This is a genomic window from Pseudomonas benzopyrenica, assembly GCF_036884265.1.
GTDB lineage: Bacteria > Pseudomonadota > Gammaproteobacteria > Pseudomonadales > Pseudomonadaceae > Chryseomonas > Chryseomonas benzopyrenica.
On sequence record NZ_CP145723.1, the window covers coordinates 3,452,726 to 3,472,126 of the forward strand.

Genomic DNA, 19,401 nt, shown 5'->3' on the forward strand with positions numbered 1-19,401 from the left:
GCTATACTGCCGGCTCGCCCCTCTTGGAATCGTCGCCGATGCCCACCCCCGCGCCCCTGGACCTCTTGTTGCTCCCCAGCTGGATCGTGCCGGTGGAGCCTGCCGGGGTGGTCCTGCGCGATTACGCCCTGGGGGTGCGCGATGGCTGCATCGCCCTGCTCGCCCCGCGCGCCGAGGCCCTGCGCCAGCCGGCGAAGGAAACCCTGGAGCTGCCGGGCAAGGTGCTGATCCCCGGACTGATCAATGCCCATGGTCACGCCGCCATGACGCTGTTTCGCGGCATGGCCGACGACCTGCCGCTACAGACCTGGCTGCAGGATCACATCTGGCCGGCCGAAGGCCGCTGGGTCGACGAGGATTTCGTCCGCGACGGCACCACCCTGGCCATCGCCGAGCAGATCCGGGGCGGCATCACCTGCTTCTCGGACATGTACTTCTATCCCCAGGTGGCCTGCGAGGCGATCCATCGCACTGGCGTGCGCGCCCAGGTCTGCCTGCCGATCCTCGACTTTCCCATTCCCGGCGCTCGCACCGCGGACGACATGATCCGCCGTGGCCTGGAACTGTTCGACGACATGAAGCTGCACGAGCGCATCAGCGTGGCCTTCGGGCCCCATGCGCCCTACACCGTGGCCGACGCCAAGCTCGAACAGATCCTGGTCCTGGCCGAGCAACTGCAGGCGCCGATCCAGATGCACGTGCACGAGACCGCCTTCGAGGTGGAGCAGGCGCTGCAGCAGACCGGCGAGCGGCCGCTCAGTCGGCTGCGGCGCCTGGGTCTGCTCGGACCGCGCTTCCAGGCCGTGCACATGACCCAGGTGGACGACGAGGACCTGGAAAACCTAGTCGAGACCAACAGCCATGTCATCCACAGTCCGGAATCCAACCTCAAGCTGGCCAGCGGCTTCTGCCCGGTGGAGCGACTCTGGCAGGCCGGCGTCAACGTCGCCATCGGCACCGACGGCGCGGCCAGCAACAACGATCTCGATCTGCTCGGCGAGACCCGTACCGCCGCCCTGCTGGCCAAGGCCGTCGCCGGCTCGGCCACTGCCCTGGACGCCCATCGCGCCCTGCGTATGGCGACCCTGAACGGCGCCCGTGCCCTGGGCCTGGAGCGCTGCCTGGGTTCGCTGGAAATGGGCAAGGCCGCCGACCTGACCGCCGTCGACCTCAGCGGGCTCGCCCAGCAGCCGCTCTACGACCCCGTTTCGCAACTCATCTATGCCACCGGCCGCGACCGCGTCAGCGACGTCTGGGTCGGCGGCGTGCCGCTGCTGCGCCAGAGCGAACTCGTGCGCCTGGACGAGGCCGAACTCATAGCCAATGCGCAGCAGTGGGCCACCCGTATCCAGCAGGGCGCCTGACGCGCCCCGCTCCCTTGCCTCTGGAGAACCCCATGTCCAACGTCGATAATGCCGAGATCGCCAAGTTCGAGGCCCTCGCCTACCGCTGGTGGGATCGCGAGAGCGAATTCAAGCCGCTGCACGACATCAATCCGCTGCGCGTCAACTGGATCGATCAGCACGCCGGCCTGGCCGGCAAGAAGGTGCTGGACGTCGGCTGCGGTGGCGGCATCCTCAGTGAGGCCATGGCCCAACGTGGTGCCCAGGTGACCGGCATCGACATGGCCGAGGCGCCCCTGGCCGTCGCCCGCCTGCACCAGCTGGAGTCCGGCGTGCCGGTGGAATACATCCAGGAGACCACCGAGGACCACGCGCGCAAGCACGCCGGCACCTATGACATCGTGACCTGCCTGGAAATGCTCGAACACGTGCCGGATCCCTCCTCGGTGATCAAGGCCTGCCACGACCTGGTCAAGCCGGGCGGCCAGGTGTTCTTCTCCACCATCAACCGCAATCCCAAGGCCTATCTGTTCGCCATCGTCGGCGCGGAATACGTGCTGCGCCTGCTGCCCCGCGGCACCCACGATTTCCGCAAGTTCATCCGCCCTTCGGAACTGGGTGCCTGGGCCCGTGCCGCCGGCCTCAACCTGCGCGACGTCATCGGCCTCACCTACAACCCGCTGACCAAGAGATACAAGCTGGAAGGCGACGTGACGGTGAACTACATGGTGCGCACCCAGCGCGAGGACTAGGCCATGCGTCTGCAAGCGGTCCTCTTCGACATGGATGGCACCCTGTTGGACACGGCGCCGGACTTCATCGCCATCATCCAGGGCATGCGCCAGGACAGGGGCCTCGCGCTCGCCGATGAAGCCCGCCTGCGCGGCGTCATTTCCGGTGGCGCCAAGGCCATGATCCTGGCCGGCTTCGAGGTCGACCCCCTGGGCACCGAACTCGAGCCCCTGCGCCTGGAGTTTCTCGAACGCTACCAGACGCACTGCGCGGTCCATACCCGGCTGTTCGAGGGCATGGACGAGATCCTGCGCGATCTCGACGCCGCCCGGCTGCGCTGGGGCGTGGTGACCAACAAGCCGGTGCGCTTCGCCGAGCCGATCATGCAGCGCCTAGGCCTGGCCGAACGCTCGGCCTGCCTGGTCTGCCCGGATCACGTCACGCACAGCAAGCCGGACCCGGAGATGGTGGTGCTGGCCTGTCGGCAACTGGATGTCGATCCCCAGACCGCCCTGTTCATCGGCGACGACCTGCGCGACATCGAGTCGGGCCGCGCCGCCGGCAGCAAGACGGTGGCGGCACGCTACGGCTACATCCATCCGGACGACCACCCCGAGCACTGGGGTGCCGACGCCATCATCGACCACCCGCTGGAATTGCGCGCCCTGCTCGATCGCGCGCTGTGCGGCTGCTAGAGGTTCAGATGTTCGACTACCAGGCTCCCGCCGAGCTATTGAAAGACCGCGTCATCCTCGTCACCGGCGCCAACCGCGGCATCGGCGCCGCCCTGGCCAAGGGCTGTGCGGCCCTGGGTGCCAAGGTCATCCTCCAGGGTCGCGATGCCGCGGCGCTGGATGCGGTGTGCCAGGATATCCAGGCCAGCGGTGGCCGGGTCGAGGCTTTGGTACTGGATCTGGAACAGGCTGACGCGGCGGCCTATGCCGTCGTGGCGGAGCGCCTGCAGCGAAGTCATGGCCGCCTGGACGGCCTGGTTCACAACGCCGGCCTGCTGGGACCGCGGGTGCCGTTGGAAGAAACCTCCGCCGCGGCCCTGGCGCAGGTGCTGCAGGTGAACGTCCAGGCGGGCTTCGCCCTGACCCAGGCGTTGTTGCCGCTGCTCAGGGCCGCCGACATGGCCTCGGTGATCTTCACCTCCAGCAGCGTCGGTCGCAAGGGACGGGCCAGCTGGGGCGCCTATTCGGTGTCCAAGTTCGCCACCGAAGGCCTGATGCAGGTGTGGGCCGAGGAGCTTGGAGAAGCCGGCATCCGGGTCAACAGCGTCAACCCGGGCGGCACCCGCACCGCCATGCGTGCGGCGGCCTATCCCGAGGAAGATCCTGCCCGGGTGCCCGCGCCGGAGGCCATCCTGCCGGTCTATCTCTACTTGCTCGGCCCCGACAGTCGAGGCACCACCGGGCAGGCGCTCAACGCCCAGTAGCGGGTTCGGTCAGACGTGGAAGCGCTGCACCAGTCGCGAGAGCTCGTCGCCCAGCTCGGCCAGCTCCCGACTGGCTGACGCCGTCGCCGCCATCGCCTGGCTGGACTGATCGGCGCCGTCGCGAATCCGGGTGACATTGACCGCCACCTCTTCGGCCACGCCCCGTTGCTGCACGGCCGCCGCGGCGATCTGCTGGTTCTTCTGCTGGATGCTGGCCACCGCCGTGGCGATACCGGCGAAGGCGCGCCGCGTGTCACCGGCACTGCCCAGGGTCCCGGCCAGCAGGGTCTCGCTCTGCTGCATTCGCGCGACCGCTTCGCCACTGCCCTTCTGCAACACCACGATGAGCTGCTCGATCTCGACACTCGATTGCTGGGTACGGCGCGCCAGGGCGCGGACTTCGTCGGCGACCACAGCAAACCCTCGCCCCTGCTCACCGGCGCGGGCCGCTTCGATGGCCGCGTTGAGCGCCAGCAGGTTGGTCTGTTCGGCCACCGCCTTGATCACGTCCAGCACACTGCTGATCGCCTGGCTGTCGTGGGACACGCCTTCGAGGCGCTCGGCAGCTGCCCGGACGTCCACCCCCAGGGTCTCGATACCGGCCAGACTGCGGCCGATCACCGCCTGGCCGTCGCTGACCTGGCGCTCGGCTTGGTCGCCGGCACCGGCGGCGGCCTCGGCGTCCGCGGCGACGCCCTGGGCGGTGGCGGCCAATTCAGCCATGGCCGCCGCCACCTGATCGGTTTCCTCGCGCTGGCGGGTCACGCCCAGTTGCGCCTCCCGGGCCTGCTCGGCGAGGGCCGCGGCGGACTGGCCGAGCCGGCCGATGCCATTCTGCAGTTGCAGAACCATGCCGCGTAGCGCCGCCACCATGCTGGCGCTGGAACGTTGCAGCTGGCCGATCTCGTCACCGCGATCCACGGTCAACTCGACATCCAGCTGGCCCTGGGCAATGCGTTCGGCGGCAGCGATCACCTTGCGCAGCGGGCGGACAATGGCCAGGGTGATGATCAGCGCGGCCAGGGCGCCGACGATCAGCGCCAGCAGCGCGACGCCGCCGATGGTCAGCAGGCGCTTGGTCATCATCGCCTGCAACTCGGCTTCCTGTTGCCCATAAAGGGCATCGACCCGCTCCACGGCGGCCTCGGCCAGGCTGGTCATCCGCGCACCGGCGGTCTGCTCCTGGGCCAGGGCGGCGGCATAGTCGCCCAGGCGGCGGATGAATTCCTTGATATTGGTGGAGACGTCCTGGATGACCGAGGAATAGGCCGGATCGCTCAGCTGCGGCTCCACCTTGGCCAGTAGCTCGAGGGCGGCACTGGCCGAGGGCAAGGGCTGGTCGTCCACCGTGTTCTTGCCTGCCCGTGCCTGAGCTTCGTCGAGGCTCTTGAGCATCAGGCGATAGAGTTCGCCGACCTGCTGCGACAGGGTCAGGAGTTCGGCGCCCTGCTTGCCAGCGGAATCCTTGAGCGCATAGGCGCCGTCATCCAGCAGACCGGACTGGAGGATATCCAGGCTGTTGGCCGCGCCCTCCACCAGGAAGGCCGCCCCTTCCATGGCCAGACGGCGCGAGGTATTGAGGCGCTCGAAGTCGGCGAAGGCGGCACCATAGGCCTTGGTGGCCTCGCGGGCGGCATCGATATCGGCAGCGTTGGCATTGCCCACCTCCGCCTGCAACTGCCCCAACCGCTCGAGTACCACCGGCAGGGCCTGCCGCAGGTGCTCGGCCTGGGCGGCCTCGCCACTCAGACGAAAGCCCTGCTCCAGGGCGCGCACCTGCATCACCTGCCGGTTGATCGCCGCCATGTCGCGCAGGGAACCGAAGCGATGCTCGACATCCTTGAGCGCAAGACCGCCCTGGAGGGCCACCACCAGTGTCAGCAGCAGCACCAGAGCAAAGCCCACCGCCAGCTTGGTCGCGGTTCGCCAATTGGCCAGGCGATAGCGGGCAATCCCTTTCATACGGCACCCCAACGGAATGAGTTCTACCGACGCTGTCGTCCGCAGAAGCCGATTCTTGAGGGGCTGGGGGCTAACGAGCCGCTATCCGTCGCACGCGGTTATGCCGACGTCGCTTTGGATGGCGGTCGTTTGCCAGCTGCACGAACGATCAACGACCGGCGCGAGACTCGCGAATATAGAAGCGCGCCTTTTCCGCATTCTTCACGCAACCGGTGTAGGCCTCGACCTGCTGCTGGGTCTTGGCGGTGGACAGCAGCGCCAGCGCCTTGGAATAGCTCACGGTGCCGGAAAAACCTTCGGCCTTGGCCAGGTCGAGTTCCTGCCAGGCGGAGCGGGTCTGGCTGGCGCAGCTGTCGCGATTGACCACCTTGCCCGAGCATCCCGCGAGCACCACGGTAGCCAACGTAGCGACCAGGACGGGAACCAGTTTCGCTTTCATCTCTTTTTCTCCTTGCGACCTGCGACCGGCCGGAACGGCCGGATAACCGCAGCGTAGACCGCTAACCGTGGCCGCTGTTCAGCCTCGATTGCGTAGAAACTCGACCACCGCGGCCTGGTCGCCGCTGAAGATCACCCGCGACGCCTTGCTCTCGCGTTGATAGGCATACATGGGATCGTAGTATTCGGCCAGCAGGCCCTCGATCCAGCCACGATGCGCGGCAACGTCGCCCGAGCGCTCCTGCTCGGCCAGGGCGTCTTCGAGAATGGTCGACAGTCTCTGGAAGCGTTCGCCACCCAGGCGCTTGGCGATGCCGGAGAGACTCTTGCGCAGCTGCTCGGCGAACAGCGCGAAGCCCTGCTCCGGCCCGTGCAGGGCAAGGAATTCCGCCGCCAGGTCGATGACGTAGTCGCGCAGGATGCGCTCAATGCGATTTTCCCGGCTGTCTTCCAGCCAGACCAGCGGGTACTGCTGCATGCCCTGGTGCAATTCCAACGGCAAGGAGCAGCGGCCGACCAGCCGTGACTCGTCTTCCAGCACGAACTGCCCCTGCCCCGCCTGGCGGCGGCGCAACAGATCGACGGCTAGGCGATTCTCGAAATCGATCTGGCCCGGCTGCGGCGTGGCGCGCTTGCCGAAACTGGAACCGCGGTGGTTGGCATGGCCTTCGAGGTCGACGGCGTTGTCGAGTTGGGCCACCACCTCGGTCTTGCCGGTACCGGTCATGCCGCCCACCACCACGAAGCGGCACTCGGCCAGGGCCTGCTGCAGCGTGTCGATAAGGAAGGTGCGCATGGCCTTGTAGCCACCCACCACCCGCGGATAGGCGATGCCGGCCTCGCTGCGCAGCCATTCCTGACTGATCTGCGAGCGCAAGCCGCCGCGGAAGCAATAGAGATAGCCCTCCGGATGGGCCCGGGCGAAATCGGCCCAGGCCTGGATGCGCGTCTCCTTGACCGCACCGGACACCAGTTGATGACCCAGTTGCAACGCCGCCTGCTGGCCCTGCTGCTTATAGCGGGTGCCCACGCGCTGGCGCTCCAGGTCGTTCATCAATGGCAGGTTGGTCGCCTGGGGAAAGGCCCCCTTGCCGAACTCCACCGGGGCACGGACATCGATCAGGGGTACATCGCTCAGGAACAGCGCTCGCAAGTCGCGGGCATCCTCACGCTGGTTCATCAAGCCACCTCGACCGCATGGGCGCGCCGAGACACCAGTTGCCCTATGGGTTGCAGGGCCAGACCCAGCTCCGCGGCCACGCCAAGGAATTCCGCCTCCCCCTCGGGGGCCACGGCCACCAACAGGCCGCCACTGGTCTGGGGATCGCACAGCAGCTGGCGGCGGGCCTCGTCCAGCGGGGCGATGCGGCTGCCGTAGCTGTCGAAGTTGCGCTCGGTGCCGCCGGGCACGCAGCCCTGCTGCAGATAGAAATCCACCCCGTCGAGACGGGGAATGGCGGCGAAGTCGAGTTCGGCGGTCAGACCACTGCCGTCGGCCATCTCCACCAGGTGGCCGAGCAGCCCGAAGCCGGTGACGTCGGTCATCGCCGTCACCCCGGCCAGGCGGCCGAAACGACTGCCGGGACGATTGAGCTGGCACATGGTGTCACGCGCCAGATGGCGATCCTCCGGCCGCAACAGGGCGCGCTTCTCGGCGGTGGTAAGGATGCCGATGCCCAGCGGCTTGGTCAGATAGAGACGACTGCCCAGGGTTGCGGTGTCGTTACGCTTGAGGTGGCGCTTCTCCACGATCCCGGTCACGGCCAGGCCGAAGATCGGCTCGGGCGCGTCGATGGAATGGCCGCCGGCCAGGGGAATGCCGGCTTCGTCGCAGACCCGCCGACCGCCGGCGATGACCTCGCGCGCCACTTCCGGCGGCAGCACATTGACCGGCCAACCGAGGATGGCGATGGCTAGCAAGGGGTCACCACCCATGGCATAGATGTCGCTGATGGCATTGGTGGCGGCGATGCGACCGAAATCGAAGGGGTCATCGACGATGGGCATGAAGAAGTCGGTGGTGGAGACCACCCCGCGCTCGTCATCCAGGCCATAGACCGCCGCATCGTCGCGCGACGCATTGCCCACCCACAGCCGCGGATCCAGATGCTGGGCCCCGCTGCCGGCCAGGATGGTCTCCAGGGTCTTGGGGGCGATCTTGCAACCACAACCGGCACCGTGGCTGTATTGGGTGAGGCGAATGGGATCGGTCATCGTTACTCCGGTTCAGCGGTGGCGCTGGTTCGACAGCCAGCGCGAAGGGGCGTAATAGTAGCAAATGCCTGTCAGGCGGCGGGGAACGACCGCGCCTAACAGATCGCCAGCCAAAGCAAAAGGACTGTTTTCTGGCGGTAATCCACAGTTGCTGTGGATAACCACGTGGAAAACCTCCAGCCGACCCCGGACAAGCGAGCGGCGGTGCGGCGATGGACGAACTGGCGATTTTTTAGCCGGTCCGCCAACTATTTTTTCCCGCTGAAGGGTAGCGAACGGAAGCGCCGTGCGTTATGGCCAGGGTGCGCTAGCATTGCCGGTTTCCCCGGTCATAGCAGTGCTCATGTCTTCTTCAGCGACGTCCCACCTAACGCCCTGGCAACGCGGCCTGCTGCTCGCCAGCCTCATGCTCATCGCCCTCAACCTGCGCCCGGCCCTCTCCAGCCTGGCGCCCCTGCTGCGGCAGATCGAAGCCAGCACGGGCCTTTCCAGCAGCGCCATCGGCCTGCTCACCACCCTGCCGGTACTCTGCCTGGGGCTATTCGCGCCCTTGGCCCCGCGCCTAGCGCGCCGCTGGGGCAGCGAACGTACCCTGGGCGCCATCCTGGCGCTGCTCGCCGGCGGCATCGTCCTGCGCAGTCTGCTGCCACCCCTGGGGCTGTTTCTTGGCAGCCTGATCGCCGGCGCCTGCATCGGCATCCTCGGCGTGCTGCTGCCAGCCCTGGTCAAGCGCGACTTTCCCGCCCAGGCCGGCCAGTTGATGGGGCTCTACACCATGATGCTGTGCATTGGCGCCGCCGTGGCCGCAGGCGCCACCGCGCCCCTCGCCACGGCCTTCGACGGCCGCTGGCAACCTGCTCTCGCCACCTGGTCCCTGGTCGCCGTGGTGGCCCTGCTGGTCTGGCTGCCGCAATTGCGCCAGCCGCCCACCATCGCACCGCGCCGGGGTGCCGGCGGTTCGCTGTGGCGCAACCGACTGGCCTGGCAGATCACCCTGTACATGGGCTTGCAGTCGTCGCTGGCCTATATCGTCTTTGGCTGGCTGCCGACCCTGCTGATGGATCGCGGCCTGGGCATGGTGCAGGCGGGTCTGATGCTGTCGGGTTCGGTGATGACCCAGCTGGTCAGCGCCCTCACCGCCCCCTGGCTGGCGACCCGCGGCCGAGACCAGCGCCTGGCCATCGTGGTGGCCATGAGCCTGACCCTCGCCGGCTTGCTGGGCTGCCTCTATGCGCCGCTGGGTAGTCTCTGGCTGTGGGCCGTCGTGCTCGGCCTGGGCCAGGGCGGCACCTTCAGCCTGGCGCTCGCCCTGCTGGTGCTGCGCTCGCGGGATGCGGAAACCGCCGGGCGGCTGTCGGGCATGGCCCAGGGCGCGGGCTACAGCCTGGCTTCGCTCGGCCCGCTGCTGGTGGGCATCCTCCATGACGCCACCCACGACTGGGCACCCATGGGCGTGCTCTTCACCCTGATCGCCGTGCTGGCCACGCTCTTTGGTCTGGGCGCGGGGCGGACCCGCTACGTCAACGACGTCTAGCGGCGATAGAGCCCGGCAGCGCGGCTGGCCTCGGTCTGCAGTCGCGGCGCGCGGATTCCCGCCTCGCGCAGGACGCTCTGCCAGGCCATGGCCTGGTCGCCGCCCAGGGTCACGGCGACATCGCCATTGAGCGCCAGGGCCGCCGCCAGGCGGGCGATCCAGGGTTGCTCCGGCGTCCGCTCCAGGGCGGGCAGCAGCAGCTGACCGTCGCGCTGCAATTCCTTGAGCAGGGTGGCAGCGCTCGGCAACAACTCGGGCAGGGGTTGGCCGGCCTGCAGCCGCTCGGCATGCAGGTAGCCGCGGCGGTTGCCCCGGGTGATGCCATAGAGCGTCAGCACCGTCTGTGGCTCCGCCAGCTGCAATACCAGCAGACCCTGCTGGTCGTCGGGCCCGAACAGCATGGCCTCGCCCAGCAGGCTGTTGGCGATGACGCTGCTGGCGCCGCAGTCACGCCCCTCGCACCAATAGAGCAGCGTCGCGCCCTGCTGCTGCAGGCGCTGGCGTTCGCTGTCCAGCCGTGCCAGTGGCGGATGCCCAGGGGCCAGCTCGAAGGTCTGGGTCTGGAGTTCGCCTTCCACCTGCAAGGAATCCTCCAGGCGCAGGCGACCGCCGATGCGACTGGCCGGCCCCAGCGGATAGAGGCGCTCGGCGGTTGCCGGTCCGGTTTCGCGAACGAGCTGGGCATGATCCATGGGCGCGATTTCGGGCAGCACGGCTGCCTGCACACCACAGGTGGAAAACAGCAGGCCGATCAGTAGGGATCGGCGGACGAGAGTGGTGCTGAGGCAGAACGGACGGCTAGGCATGCCGCATTATTCGTTGCGCCCGGTGCTGGCGGCAAAGAAGGCATTGAAACAATCTGCGACGGCCTGGGCGCCCGCGGCATCGTCCAGGTGCAGATGGTGCCCGCCCGGCAGCTCATGGAGGCTGAAGTGTGGCTGCTGCCGTGCCAGGCGCATGGCCTCGGCATGGGGCGCCACGAGGCCGCCCGCGGCCACCACCAGCGCCGTCGGGCAGCGCACGGCGCCCAGGCAGGCAGCCGCCTGCTCCGGCGTGAAACGCATCCGACTGGGCAGCCGCAGGCGCGGATCGGAGCGCCAGGTATAGCCACCCGGCACCGCCATCAAGCCGCGCTCGGCGAGCAACTCGGCGGCTTCGCGACTGACCGTCAGCGCCCCCTTCAGCCGCGCCGCCACGGCGTCTTCCACCGTGGTATAGACCGGCTTGCGTCGATTGGGCAGTTCCAGCTCGGCGAGCAGCGCCTTGCCGAGTTTCTCAGGCACCTCCGCCGCTGGCGTGGTATAGGGCAGCAGGCCATCGATCAGCGCCAGGCGCTCGATCTGCTCCGGCAGGGCCGCGGCGGCGATGACGCCGACGATGGCGCCCATGGAGTGCCCGAGCAGGCCGAAGCGGTCCCAGCCCAGTTGCCGCGCGGCAGCGAGCACATCCAGTCCATAGTCCTGGATGGCATATCCGACACCAGCGGGACGATGTGCCGACAGCCCGTGCCCGGGCAGGTCCAGCGCGACGATGCGCAGACCCTGCAGGCGGGGGGCGAGCTGGGCGAAAGTCATGGCATTGTCCAGCCAGCCATGCAGCGCCAGCACCGGATAGCCGTCTTCCGGGCCGAACACCCGGGCGCTCAGCTCGATATGAGGCAGCTCCAGGCGCAGCTCCTGCACCTGGGCCGTCATGTGCTTGCCTCCTCTGCCAGCCAGACGCTGGCCATGTCTAGGAGGCGTCCCGTTGCAGCGGGACCACCGCCACGGTCAGCCGCGATACGCAGGTCAGGCGTCCTTCCTCATCGCTCAGGCGGATGTCCCATACATGACTGCTGCGCCCCAGGTGCAGGGGCCGCGCGACCGCGGTCACCCGCCCGGAACGCACGCCGCGCACGTGGTTGGCGTTGATTTCCTGACCCACGCAATAGAAGCGCGAACGATCCACGCAGAGCATGCTGGCGATCGAGCCCACGGTTTCGGCCAGGGCCACCGAGGCGCCGCCATGCAGCAACCCCATGGGCTGGTGAGTACGCCGGTCGACCACCATGCTGGCGGTCAGGCTGCTGTCGTCCCAGGCTTCGATGCGCATGTCCAGGTGTTCGGCGAGGGTATTTTCGAGCGCACGCCCGAGGTCCTCAGGATCCGGAAGGGTCTGCCAGATGCTCATGTACTTTCCTTGCAAGGGCGTCAGCCATGGAAGTGACTGACCAGCTCGAAACCGCCGGCCAGGGACAGCGGCGCCTCCAGGCACAGCAGGGACGCGGTGCCCATGGCTACCGGTGCCTGCCGATGACCGTGCAGCAACCAGCCGGCCAGTTCAGCGACGAAGGGATTGTGGGTCACCAGCAGCAGCTCCTCCACGCCCAGGCGCTCCAGCTCGTCCAGGGCGCGTTCCGGCTCGCCGTCGGGCGTGGCCCAGGAGGCACTGCGCACCTCGCCTGGCCAGCCCAGTTGCTGCTGAACCAGAGCCGCCGTCTGCTGCGCCCGTACGTAGGGACTGGCGAGGATGAGCTGCAGTTGGGCACCCTGCAGTTGCAGGGCGCTGCGCAACACCTCGGCGCGCCCGGCCATGGTCAGCTCGCGCAGCTCGTCGCTGGACGCCCGCGCCTCGGCTTCGCCATGCCGCAGCAGCCAGAGCTTCATGGCGCGGTGGCGGAGCGATCGTCGGCGGGCTCGGTGGCCGGCCAGTCGGCGAAGGGCCAGGGCTTCACTTCGCTGGCGAAGGTGCCGAAGCGGACGATCTGCGCCAGATAGGCGCCCAGGGCTGCGCCAAAGGCGATCAGCCCGGGGTTGGCCTCGCCCTTGATCAGGCGCACCACCAGTTGCACCAGCACCACCACCGCCAGCACGTACTGCGCACCCAGCCAGACGAACAGGAACAGCAGCATCCAGATCAGGCGCAGGCCTAGCAGCTCGCGGGAATGCTCGGGTTGGGACATGGGAATTCCTCTTTTCAGACAGTGTAGCGGCTCAGAGCCTGTTCAGGATCTCGGCGGCGTCCGCCACATCGACATCGGTCTTGGGCTCACCGCCCATCAGGGCCTCGATCACCTGCCCCAAACTGCGACCCTCGAACAGGATCGCATAGAGGCCGTTGACCAGGGGCATGTAGACGCCCAGCTCATCCGCTTTTTCCTTGAGCACGCGCAGGGTGTTGACGCCTTCCGCGGTCTCGCCGATCTGCGCCACCGCCTCGTCCAGGGTCAATCCTCGCCCGAGGGCATGGCCCACCCGGTAGTTGCGGCTCTTCTCCGACGAGCAGGTCACGATCAGGTCCCCTACCCCGGCCAGGCCCAGGTAGGTGATAGGATTGGCGCCGCGCTGCACGGCGAAGCGGGTCATCTCGGCCAGGGCCCGGGTGATCAGCATGCTGCGGGTGTTCTCGCCCATTGACAGGGCCGCGGCCATGCCGGCGATGATGGCGTAGACGTTCTTCAGGGCGCCGGCCAGTTCCACGCCGAGACGGTCGGCACTGGCATAGACGCGGAAGGTGCGGCCGTGCAGCGCCGCCTGGACCCGCCGGCACACCTCCTCGTCCTCGCTGGCCACTACGGTGGCGGTGAGCTGGTGCTCGGCGATCTCGCGGGCGAGGTTGGGCCCGGAGATGATGCCGATGCGCGCCCGCGGCACGATTTCCGCGAGGATCTCGCTCATCAGCATGAAGGAATGCGCCTCGATGCCCTTGGTGGTGCTGACGAGGAAACGCCCTTCCAGCTGCCGGGCGATGGGCGCCAGGGCCTGGCGCAGCGCACTCGACGGCAGCGCCACCAGGATCAGCTCGCAGCCCTGGATGGCGCCCTGCAGGTCACTGGTGGCCTCGACCGCGGCGTGCACCTTGATACCCTTCAGATAGCGCGGATTCTCGCGCTCGCGGCGGATGGTCTCGGCCTGTTGCGGATCGCGCATCCACAGGCGCACCGGCAGCCCGTTCTCGGCGACCAAATTGGCCAGGGCGGTACCGAAGCTGCCGCCGCCCAGGACGGCGATGGGGGATTGGACTGTCATCGAAACTCTCGGCTTCACCGCAATCACGCGGCCTCGTCGTCCAGTATACGGTAGCCGCGCGCCGGCCTCAGGGCCCGTTCACGGTCTGCCGCGTATCGGCCGAACGGTATTGAAAACGCCCGAGGAATACTTATCTAGGGTGGGCAAACACCCCTTTCCCGGTGCTGCCCACCACGTCGCCCCAGGGCGCGCGCGACCCCGAGCGGGCGCCCAGGATGGAGAATTGACTGCGGAAAGTGCACAATGGTCCGTTAACGAGCGGGGCGCTGGCCTGTGACTTTCCCGATGCCCCGGCAGTCTACTGCTACACGAAGCCATACCCAGAGCGACCTTCGGAGTCGCCAGAGCCTGGACCTAGGCCAGCTACAGGAGCTTGCATGACCAAACAACACGCCTTTACCTACGAAGACTTGCTGCGCTGCAGCCGTGGCGAGCTCTTCGGTCCGGGCAATGCCCAATTGCCCGCACCGAACATGCTGATGATCGATCGGATCACGCATATCAGTGAGGTAGGCGGGAAATACGGCAAGGGCGAACTGGTGGCGGAACTCGATATCCGTCCCGACCTCTGGTTCTTCGGTTGCCATTTCGAAGGTGATCCAGTGATGCCGGGCTGCCTGGGCCTGGATGCCATGTGGCAGCTGGTCGGTTTCTACCTTGGCTGGCAGGGCAATCCGGGTCGCGGTCGCGCCCTGGGCTCTGGCGAAGTGAAGTTCTTCGGTCAGGTACTGCCGACCGCCAAGAAGGTCACCTACAATATCCATATCAAACGCACCATCAACAGGTCGCTGATTCTGGCCATCGCCGATGGCACCGTTAGCGTGGACGGCCGCGAGATCTACTCCGCCGAAGGTCTGCGCGTCGGCCTGTTCACTTCCACCGATAGCTTCTAAGGGCTTTTCGCATGCGTCGCGTCGTCATTACCGGTCTGGGTATCGTTTCGTGCCTGGGCAATGATAAAGACACCGTTTCCGCCAACCTGCGCGCAGGCCGTGCCGGCATCCGTCACAATCCGGAATATGCCGAAATGGGTCTGCGCAGCCAGGTTTCCGGTTCCATCGACCTGAACCTCGAAGAACTGATCGACCGCAAGGTCAAGCGCTTCGTCGGCGATGCCGCCGCCTACGCCTATCTGGCGATGGAGCAGGCGATCAAGGACTCCGGTCTGGCCGAAGACCAGGTCTCCAACCCTCGCACCGGCCTGATCGCCGGCTCGGGTGGCGCTTCCACCTTCAACCAGATGGAAGCCCTGGACATCCTGCGCGAGAAGGGCGTCAAGCGCGTCGGTCCCTACCGCGTGACCCGGACCATGAGCAGCACGGTCTCCGCCTGCCTGGCCACTCCCTTCAAGATCAAGGGCCTGAACTACTCCGTAGCCTCGGCCTGCGCCACCAGCGCTCACTGCATCGGCCTGGCCATGGAGCAGATCCAGCTCGGCAAGCAGGACGTAGTCTTCGCCGGCGGCGGCGAGGAAGAGCACTGGACCCAGAGCATGCTGTTCGATGCCATGGGCGCGCTCTCCAGCGACTACAACGAGACGCCGGAAAAGGCTTCCCGTGCCTACGACAGCAAGCGTGACGGTTTCGTCATCGCTGGCGGCGGCGGCATGGTGGTGGTCGAAGAACTCGAACACGCCCTGGCCCGTGGCGCCAAGATCTATGCCGAGATCGTCGGCTACGGCGCGACCTCCGACGGCTACGACATGGTCGCCCCGAGCGGCGAAGGCGCCATCCGCTGCATGCAGCAGGCGCTGTCCACCGTCGACGGCGAGATCGACTACCTGAACACCCACGGCACCTCCACCCCGGTGGGCGACGTGGCCGAGATCAAGGGCGTACGCGCCGTGTTCGGTGACAAGGCGCCGGCCATCAGCTCCACCAAGAGCCTGTCCGGCCACTCCCTGGGCGCCGCCGGTGTCCATGAGGCCATCTACTGCATGCTGATGATGGAAGGCAACTTCATCGCCGGCTCGGCCAACATCGACGAACTGGATCCGGAAGTCGCTGACCTGCCGATCCTGCGCGAGACCAAGGAAGACGCCAAGCTTGACCTCGTCATGAGCAACAGCTTCGGCTTCGGCGGCACCAACGCCACCCTGGTACTCAAGCGCTGGCAGGGCTGATAGCCCTCACTTGTGTGACCCAAACGGCGCCTCTGGCGCCGTTTTTCATTTCTGCGCCGTGCCCCGCTGAACCGGCCACCGGCCCCGCGGTCGAAGGCGCCGGCACTTCGCCTGCGAACCTCCAGGAAGAATGGATTCAGCAGCGCGAATAGCTTAATCTCGCGCCGCTTCGCTGTGTCTGCGCAGCCGCCCTAGACAGCGCTGTCCGAGAATCGCGGGCAGAAACAAGAAACTGTTGTACCCATGGAGCCCCAATGCACAATCAAAACCAGAGCTACCGCGGACCCTTGATCGTCCTCACCATGCTGTTCTTCATGTGGGGCCTGATCACCTCGCTGAACGACATCCTCATCCCCCACCTCAAGGCGGTCTTCACCCTCAGCTACCTGCAGGCCTCGCTGATCCAGTTCTGCTTCTTCACCGCCTACTTCATCGTCTCCTTCCCGGCGGGTCGCCTGGTGGAAAGTCTGGGCTACAAGAAGGGCATCATCGTCGGCCTGCTCACTGCCGGCGTCGGTTGCGTGCTCTTCTACCCGGCGGCCGGAGCCCACTCCTACGGCTTCTTCCTGACCGCCCTGTTCGTGCTGGCGGCCGGCATCACCGTGTTGCAGGTGGCGGCGAATCCCTATGTCACCATCCTCGGCAAGCCGGAAACCGCGGCCTCGCGCCTCAACCTGACCCAGGCCTTCAACTCCCTGGGCACCACCGTCGGCCCACTGGTGGGCGCGGTGACCATCCTGGCGCTGGTCGGTGAAGACTCCGCCGCCCATTCGGTGCAGCTGCCCTACCTGATCCTGGCCGGCATGCTGGTCGCCCTGGCGGTGATCATCGGCCTCTTCCGCCTGCCGCAGATCAAGGACACCGAGCAGGATAACGCCACCGACGAGAACGCCCTGGCCGCCAACAGCGTCTGGGCCTATCGCCACCTGCTGCTCGGCGTGGTCGGCATCTTCATGTACGTGGGTGCCGAAGTGTCCATCGGCAGCTACCTGGTGAGCCTGATGGAAAGCCCGGACGTGGCCGGTCTGAACGCCGCTACCGCCGCCAAGTACCTGTCGCTGTACTGGGGCGGCGCCATGGTCGGTCGCTTCATCGGCGGCGTGATCATGACCAAGGTGCGGCCGAACCTGGTGCTGAGCTTCAACGCCATCGCCATCGGCGTGCTGCTGGCCGTGGCCGTGCTGCAGGGCGGCAAGGTCGCCATGTGGGCCCTGCTGGCCATCGGCTTCTTCAACTCCATCATGTTCCCGACCATCTTCTCCCTGGCGCTCAAGGGCCTGGGCAAGTTCACCTCCAAGGGTTCGGGTCTGCTGTGCATGGGTATCGTCGGCGGCGCCCTGGTGCCGGCCATCCAGGGCTACTTCGCCGATACCATCGGCCTGCTGCCCTCCTTCCTTATCCCCCTGGTCTGCTACCTCTACATCCTGTTCTACGGCGTGATGGGCTATCGCCCGACCCTGCGTCGCTGATGCACCCCCGAAGCGCTGGCGGTCTGCCAGCGCTTCACCCCTCCTCCTGCTATTACCCGCCCCCTCCCCCTCTGCTTCGGCAACCTGCCTGCGACCACGCAGCCTGGCGTGTCATACGCACCCGCCCGACACCGCCTGGTCACCTTCCCTGCGCCTGCTCGTCCTCCGGCAAGACGACGCTCGCAAGGCCCGCATACAGCGCCCCCCCCTGCTTTCCACTGCATCCTGGCTGCCACCCAAGAGCGTGATGGAGCCACAGCCCAGGCACCCTGGCTGGCGCGTTGAGGCAACCCGAGCCAATCGATCGCTCGGCATCTTCGCCAGGGCACAGCGTCGATGTCCTCCGCCTCCAGCAAATCCAGCGCAAAAGAAAACGCCCGCATCTTTCGATACGGGCGTTTCGCGAGTGCCGGCGGGACCGCTCCAGGAGCGGTCCTCGCGCTAGGCTCAGGCAGTCTGGCGAGCTTCCTCGACTTCGACGGCGTTCGGGCCGCGAGCGAGTTCGGTCTTCAGGGTCTGCTCGTCCAGCTGGCCGCACCACTTGGCGACCACGATGGAGGCCACGCCGTTACCGACCAGGTTGGTCAGGGCGCGGGCTTCGGACATGAAGCGGTCGATACCCAGGATCAGCGCCAGGCCAGCGACCGGTACGTGACCGACGGCGGACAGGGTGGCGGCCAGCACGATGAAGCCGCTACCGGTGACGCCTGCGGCGCCCTTGGAGGAGATCAGCAGCACCAGCAGCAGGGTGATCTGGTGGGTGATGTCCATCTGGGTGTTGGTGGCCTGGGCGATGAACACCGCGGCCATGGTCAGGTAGATGGAGGTACCGTCGAGGTTGAAGGAGTAGCCGGTGGGGATCACCAGGCCAACCACCGACTTCTCGGCGCCCAGCTTCTGCATCTTGGTCAGCATGCGCGGCAGGGCGGACTCGGAGGACGAGGTACCCAGCACGATCAGCAGTTCTTCACGGATGTACTTGATGAACTTGAGGATGCTGAAGCCGTGCATGCGCGCCACGGCGCCCAGCACCACCAGCACGAACAGCAGGCAGGTGATGTAGAAGCAGGCCATCAGGTAGCCCAGCTGCACCAGGGTGCCGACGCCGTATTTGCCGATGGTGAACGCCATGGCACCGAAGGCGCCGATGGGGGCGAGCTTCATGATGACGTTGATGATGTTGAAGAAGACGTGGGAGATGCGGTCGATAAAGTTGAACACCAGTTGACCGGTCTCGCCCAGGCGATGCAGGGCGTAGCCGAACAGCACGGCGAAGAACAGGACCTGCAGGATCTCGCCGGTGGCGAAGGCGTTGACGACCGTCGACGGGATGATGTTCATCAGGAAGTCGATGGTGCTCTGCTTCTCGCCAGCTGCCGCGTAGGCCGCGATGCCCTTGGTGTCCAGGGTGCTGACGTCGACGTTCATGCCGGCGCCCGGCTGGACGACGTTGACCACGATCAGGCCGATCAGCAGTGCGATGGTAGAGAAGATCTCGAAGTACAGCAGCGCCATGCCGCCGGTCTTGCCCACGGCCTTCATGTTCTGCATGCCGGCGATGCCGGTCACCACGGTGCAGAAGATGATGGGCGCGATGACCATCTTGATCAGCTTGATGAAACCGTCGCCCAGCGGCTTCATGGCCGCGCCGGTCTGGGGATAGAAGTGGCCGAGCAGGATACCCAGGACAATCGCCACGATTACCTGGAAGTACAGGCTCTTGTAGATCGGCTGCTTGACGGGTCGCTTGGGCGCGGGAGCTGTAGTAGTTGTTGTGTCGACGGTTGCTGTCATGGCTCTTTCCCTTGTGGCCACTGCCTGACGTCCTGTCTGAGTGGGCACCTGACTGATGTTGGCTCTCTCATCCTGAGAGCTTTTTGTTGTGGATCTGGCGGCCGCGCGACGGTGACGCCAGTATCTGGCTAAACCTAAGCAATCGTCGTTCCACTTTTGGCTGCGCAATCAAAAGGCCAGCTTTCATGCACCTTTCAGCCAAAAGTCTAGTAGCCCGCGGCGGGCGGAACCTCGCCACCCGACGAAAAGGGGCGGAAATCCCCCACCATCCGAGGCGGTTTTCCGCCAGCCAGAGCCGGTAGTCGGCTATCCTTTGCGCGCCCTTCCCTCGGAGCCTGTTGTGATCCG

19 protein-coding genes and 1 pseudogene are annotated in these 19,401 nt (G+C 66.6%); 8 read left to right on the top strand and 12 right to left on the bottom strand.

Annotation, left to right across the window (positions count from 1 at the left end; translation table 11 throughout):
* The first annotated feature begins 38 nt into the window (after nucleotides 1-38).
* The 4 genes from V6W80_RS16340 to V6W80_RS16355 are packed head-to-tail and all read left to right on the top strand — an operon-like array spanning nucleotide 39 to nucleotide 3,513.
* The gene (locus tag V6W80_RS16340) at nucleotides 39-1,364 is read left to right on the top strand and encodes a TRZ/ATZ family hydrolase (protein ID WP_338544820.1); all 1,326 of its coding nucleotides are present in this window, start codon (nucleotides 39-41) and stop codon (nucleotides 1,362-1,364) included.
* 32 nt (nucleotides 1,365-1,396) lie between these two features.
* Nucleotides 1,397-2,095 carry a bifunctional 2-polyprenyl-6-hydroxyphenol methylase/3-demethylubiquinol 3-O-methyltransferase UbiG gene (gene ubiG / locus V6W80_RS16345; RefSeq protein ID WP_059315629.1) on the top strand — a complete coding sequence of 233 codons (699 nt, stop codon included), beginning with the start codon at nucleotides 1,397-1,399 and terminating at the stop codon, nucleotides 2,093-2,095.
* Nucleotides 2,096-2,098: 3 nt separating this feature from the next.
* Nucleotides 2,099-2,770 (top strand): N-acetylmuramic acid 6-phosphate phosphatase MupP, encoded by a 672-nt coding sequence (gene mupP / locus V6W80_RS16350; protein WP_184286353.1) that lies wholly within the window; start codon nucleotides 2,099-2,101, stop codon nucleotides 2,768-2,770.
* An 8-nt stretch (nucleotides 2,771-2,778) separates the two neighbouring features.
* The gene (locus V6W80_RS16355; RefSeq protein WP_338544821.1) at nucleotides 2,779-3,513 is read left to right on the top strand and encodes a YciK family oxidoreductase; all 735 of its coding nucleotides are present in this window, start codon (nucleotides 2,779-2,781) and stop codon (nucleotides 3,511-3,513) included.
* Nucleotides 3,514-3,522: 9 nt separating this feature from the next.
* Here the strand turns inward: V6W80_RS16355 and V6W80_RS24120 are convergent, their stop codons facing one another.
* The 5 genes and pseudogenes from V6W80_RS24120 to selD all read right to left on the bottom strand — a co-directional run bounded on the left by V6W80_RS24120 (nucleotide 3,523) and on the right by selD (nucleotide 8,127).
* Entirely contained in the window at nucleotides 3,523-4,386 is an 864-nt protein-coding gene (locus V6W80_RS24120; protein WP_414205647.1) for a methyl-accepting chemotaxis protein, read from the bottom strand.
* Nucleotides 4,387-4,455: 69 nt separating this feature from the next.
* A pseudogene (locus V6W80_RS24125) lies at nucleotides 4,456-5,475 on the bottom strand (methyl-accepting chemotaxis protein); the annotation flags it as partial.
* A gap of 148 nt (nucleotides 5,476-5,623) precedes the next feature.
* Nucleotides 5,624-5,914, bottom strand: coding sequence for a hypothetical protein (locus V6W80_RS16365; protein WP_017641983.1), 291 nt, complete (start codon nucleotides 5,912-5,914; stop codon nucleotides 5,624-5,626).
* A 78-nt stretch (nucleotides 5,915-5,992) separates the two neighbouring features.
* A complete protein-coding gene (gene mnmH / locus V6W80_RS16370; protein ID WP_338544823.1) occupies nucleotides 5,993-7,093 on the bottom strand; it encodes a tRNA 2-selenouridine(34) synthase MnmH in 1,101 nt (366 codons plus the stop codon).
* Nucleotides 7,093-8,127, bottom strand: coding sequence for a selenide, water dikinase SelD (selD, locus tag V6W80_RS16375; protein ID WP_338544824.1), 1,035 nt, complete (start codon nucleotides 8,125-8,127; stop codon nucleotides 7,093-7,095). Before selD ends, mnmH begins: the two co-directional genes overlap by 1 nt.
* A gap of 343 nt (nucleotides 8,128-8,470) precedes the next feature.
* Between selD and V6W80_RS16380 the strand changes: the two genes are divergently transcribed.
* Nucleotides 8,471-9,661 carry a CynX/NimT family MFS transporter gene (locus V6W80_RS16380; RefSeq protein ID WP_338544825.1) on the top strand — a complete coding sequence of 397 codons (1,191 nt, stop codon included), beginning with the start codon at nucleotides 8,471-8,473 and terminating at the stop codon, nucleotides 9,659-9,661.
* On the opposite strand, the gene V6W80_RS16385 is transcribed toward V6W80_RS16380, so the two are convergent.
* The 6 genes from V6W80_RS16385 to V6W80_RS16410 are packed head-to-tail and all read right to left on the bottom strand — an operon-like array spanning nucleotide 9,658 to nucleotide 13,668.
* Nucleotides 9,658-10,467 (bottom strand): DUF4892 domain-containing protein, encoded by an 810-nt coding sequence (locus V6W80_RS16385; RefSeq protein ID WP_093254722.1) that lies wholly within the window; start codon nucleotides 10,465-10,467, stop codon nucleotides 9,658-9,660. The two genes, V6W80_RS16380 and V6W80_RS16385, sit on opposite strands and share 4 nt — an antisense overlap.
* A 6-nt stretch (nucleotides 10,468-10,473) precedes the next feature.
* Nucleotides 10,474-11,355 carry an alpha/beta fold hydrolase gene (locus tag V6W80_RS16390; RefSeq protein WP_338544826.1) on the bottom strand — a complete coding sequence of 294 codons (882 nt, stop codon included), beginning with the start codon at nucleotides 11,353-11,355 and terminating at the stop codon, nucleotides 10,474-10,476.
* Nucleotides 11,356-11,392: 37 nt separating this feature from the next.
* Nucleotides 11,393-11,830 carry a hotdog fold thioesterase gene (locus V6W80_RS16395; RefSeq protein ID WP_064308386.1) on the bottom strand — a complete coding sequence of 146 codons (438 nt, stop codon included), beginning with the start codon at nucleotides 11,828-11,830 and terminating at the stop codon, nucleotides 11,393-11,395.
* A gap of 20 nt (nucleotides 11,831-11,850) precedes the next feature.
* Nucleotides 11,851-12,306: a phosphohistidine phosphatase SixA gene (gene sixA, locus V6W80_RS16400; protein ID WP_160923412.1), complete on the bottom strand. Its 456-nt coding sequence runs from the start codon at nucleotides 12,304-12,306 to the stop codon at nucleotides 11,851-11,853.
* Nucleotides 12,303-12,602, bottom strand: a complete 300-nt coding sequence (locus V6W80_RS16405) for a DUF4389 domain-containing protein (RefSeq protein WP_093254715.1) — start codon at nucleotides 12,600-12,602, stop codon at nucleotides 12,303-12,305. The genes sixA and V6W80_RS16405 overlap by 4 nt, the downstream gene beginning before the upstream one ends.
* 31 nt (nucleotides 12,603-12,633) lie before the next feature.
* Nucleotides 12,634-13,668: an NAD(P)H-dependent glycerol-3-phosphate dehydrogenase gene (locus V6W80_RS16410; protein WP_338544827.1), complete on the bottom strand. Its 1,035-nt coding sequence runs from the start codon at nucleotides 13,666-13,668 to the stop codon at nucleotides 12,634-12,636.
* Between the two features lie 377 nt (nucleotides 13,669-14,045).
* Here V6W80_RS16410 and fabA point away from each other — a divergent pair, with 377 nt between their 5' ends.
* The 3 genes from fabA (at nucleotide 14,046) to V6W80_RS16425 (ending at nucleotide 17,259) form a co-directional block, all read left to right on the top strand.
* Nucleotides 14,046-14,561, top strand: coding sequence for a 3-hydroxyacyl-[acyl-carrier-protein] dehydratase FabA (fabA, locus tag V6W80_RS16415; RefSeq protein WP_007160484.1), 516 nt, complete (start codon nucleotides 14,046-14,048; stop codon nucleotides 14,559-14,561).
* An 11-nt stretch (nucleotides 14,562-14,572) separates the two neighbouring features.
* Nucleotides 14,573-15,790 carry a beta-ketoacyl-ACP synthase I gene (gene fabB / locus V6W80_RS16420; RefSeq protein WP_017641974.1) on the top strand — a complete coding sequence of 406 codons (1,218 nt, stop codon included), beginning with the start codon at nucleotides 14,573-14,575 and terminating at the stop codon, nucleotides 15,788-15,790.
* 254 nt (nucleotides 15,791-16,044) lie between these two features.
* Nucleotides 16,045-17,259, top strand: a complete 1,215-nt coding sequence (locus V6W80_RS16425) for a sugar MFS transporter (RefSeq protein ID WP_017641973.1) — start codon at nucleotides 16,045-16,047, stop codon at nucleotides 17,257-17,259.
* 447 nt (nucleotides 17,260-17,706) lie between these two features.
* On the opposite strand, the gene V6W80_RS16430 is transcribed toward V6W80_RS16425, so the two are convergent.
* Nucleotides 17,707-19,053 (bottom strand): dicarboxylate/amino acid:cation symporter, encoded by a 1,347-nt coding sequence (locus V6W80_RS16430; protein WP_051226179.1) that lies wholly within the window; start codon nucleotides 19,051-19,053, stop codon nucleotides 17,707-17,709.
* Nucleotides 19,054-19,401: the final 348 nt, after the last annotated feature.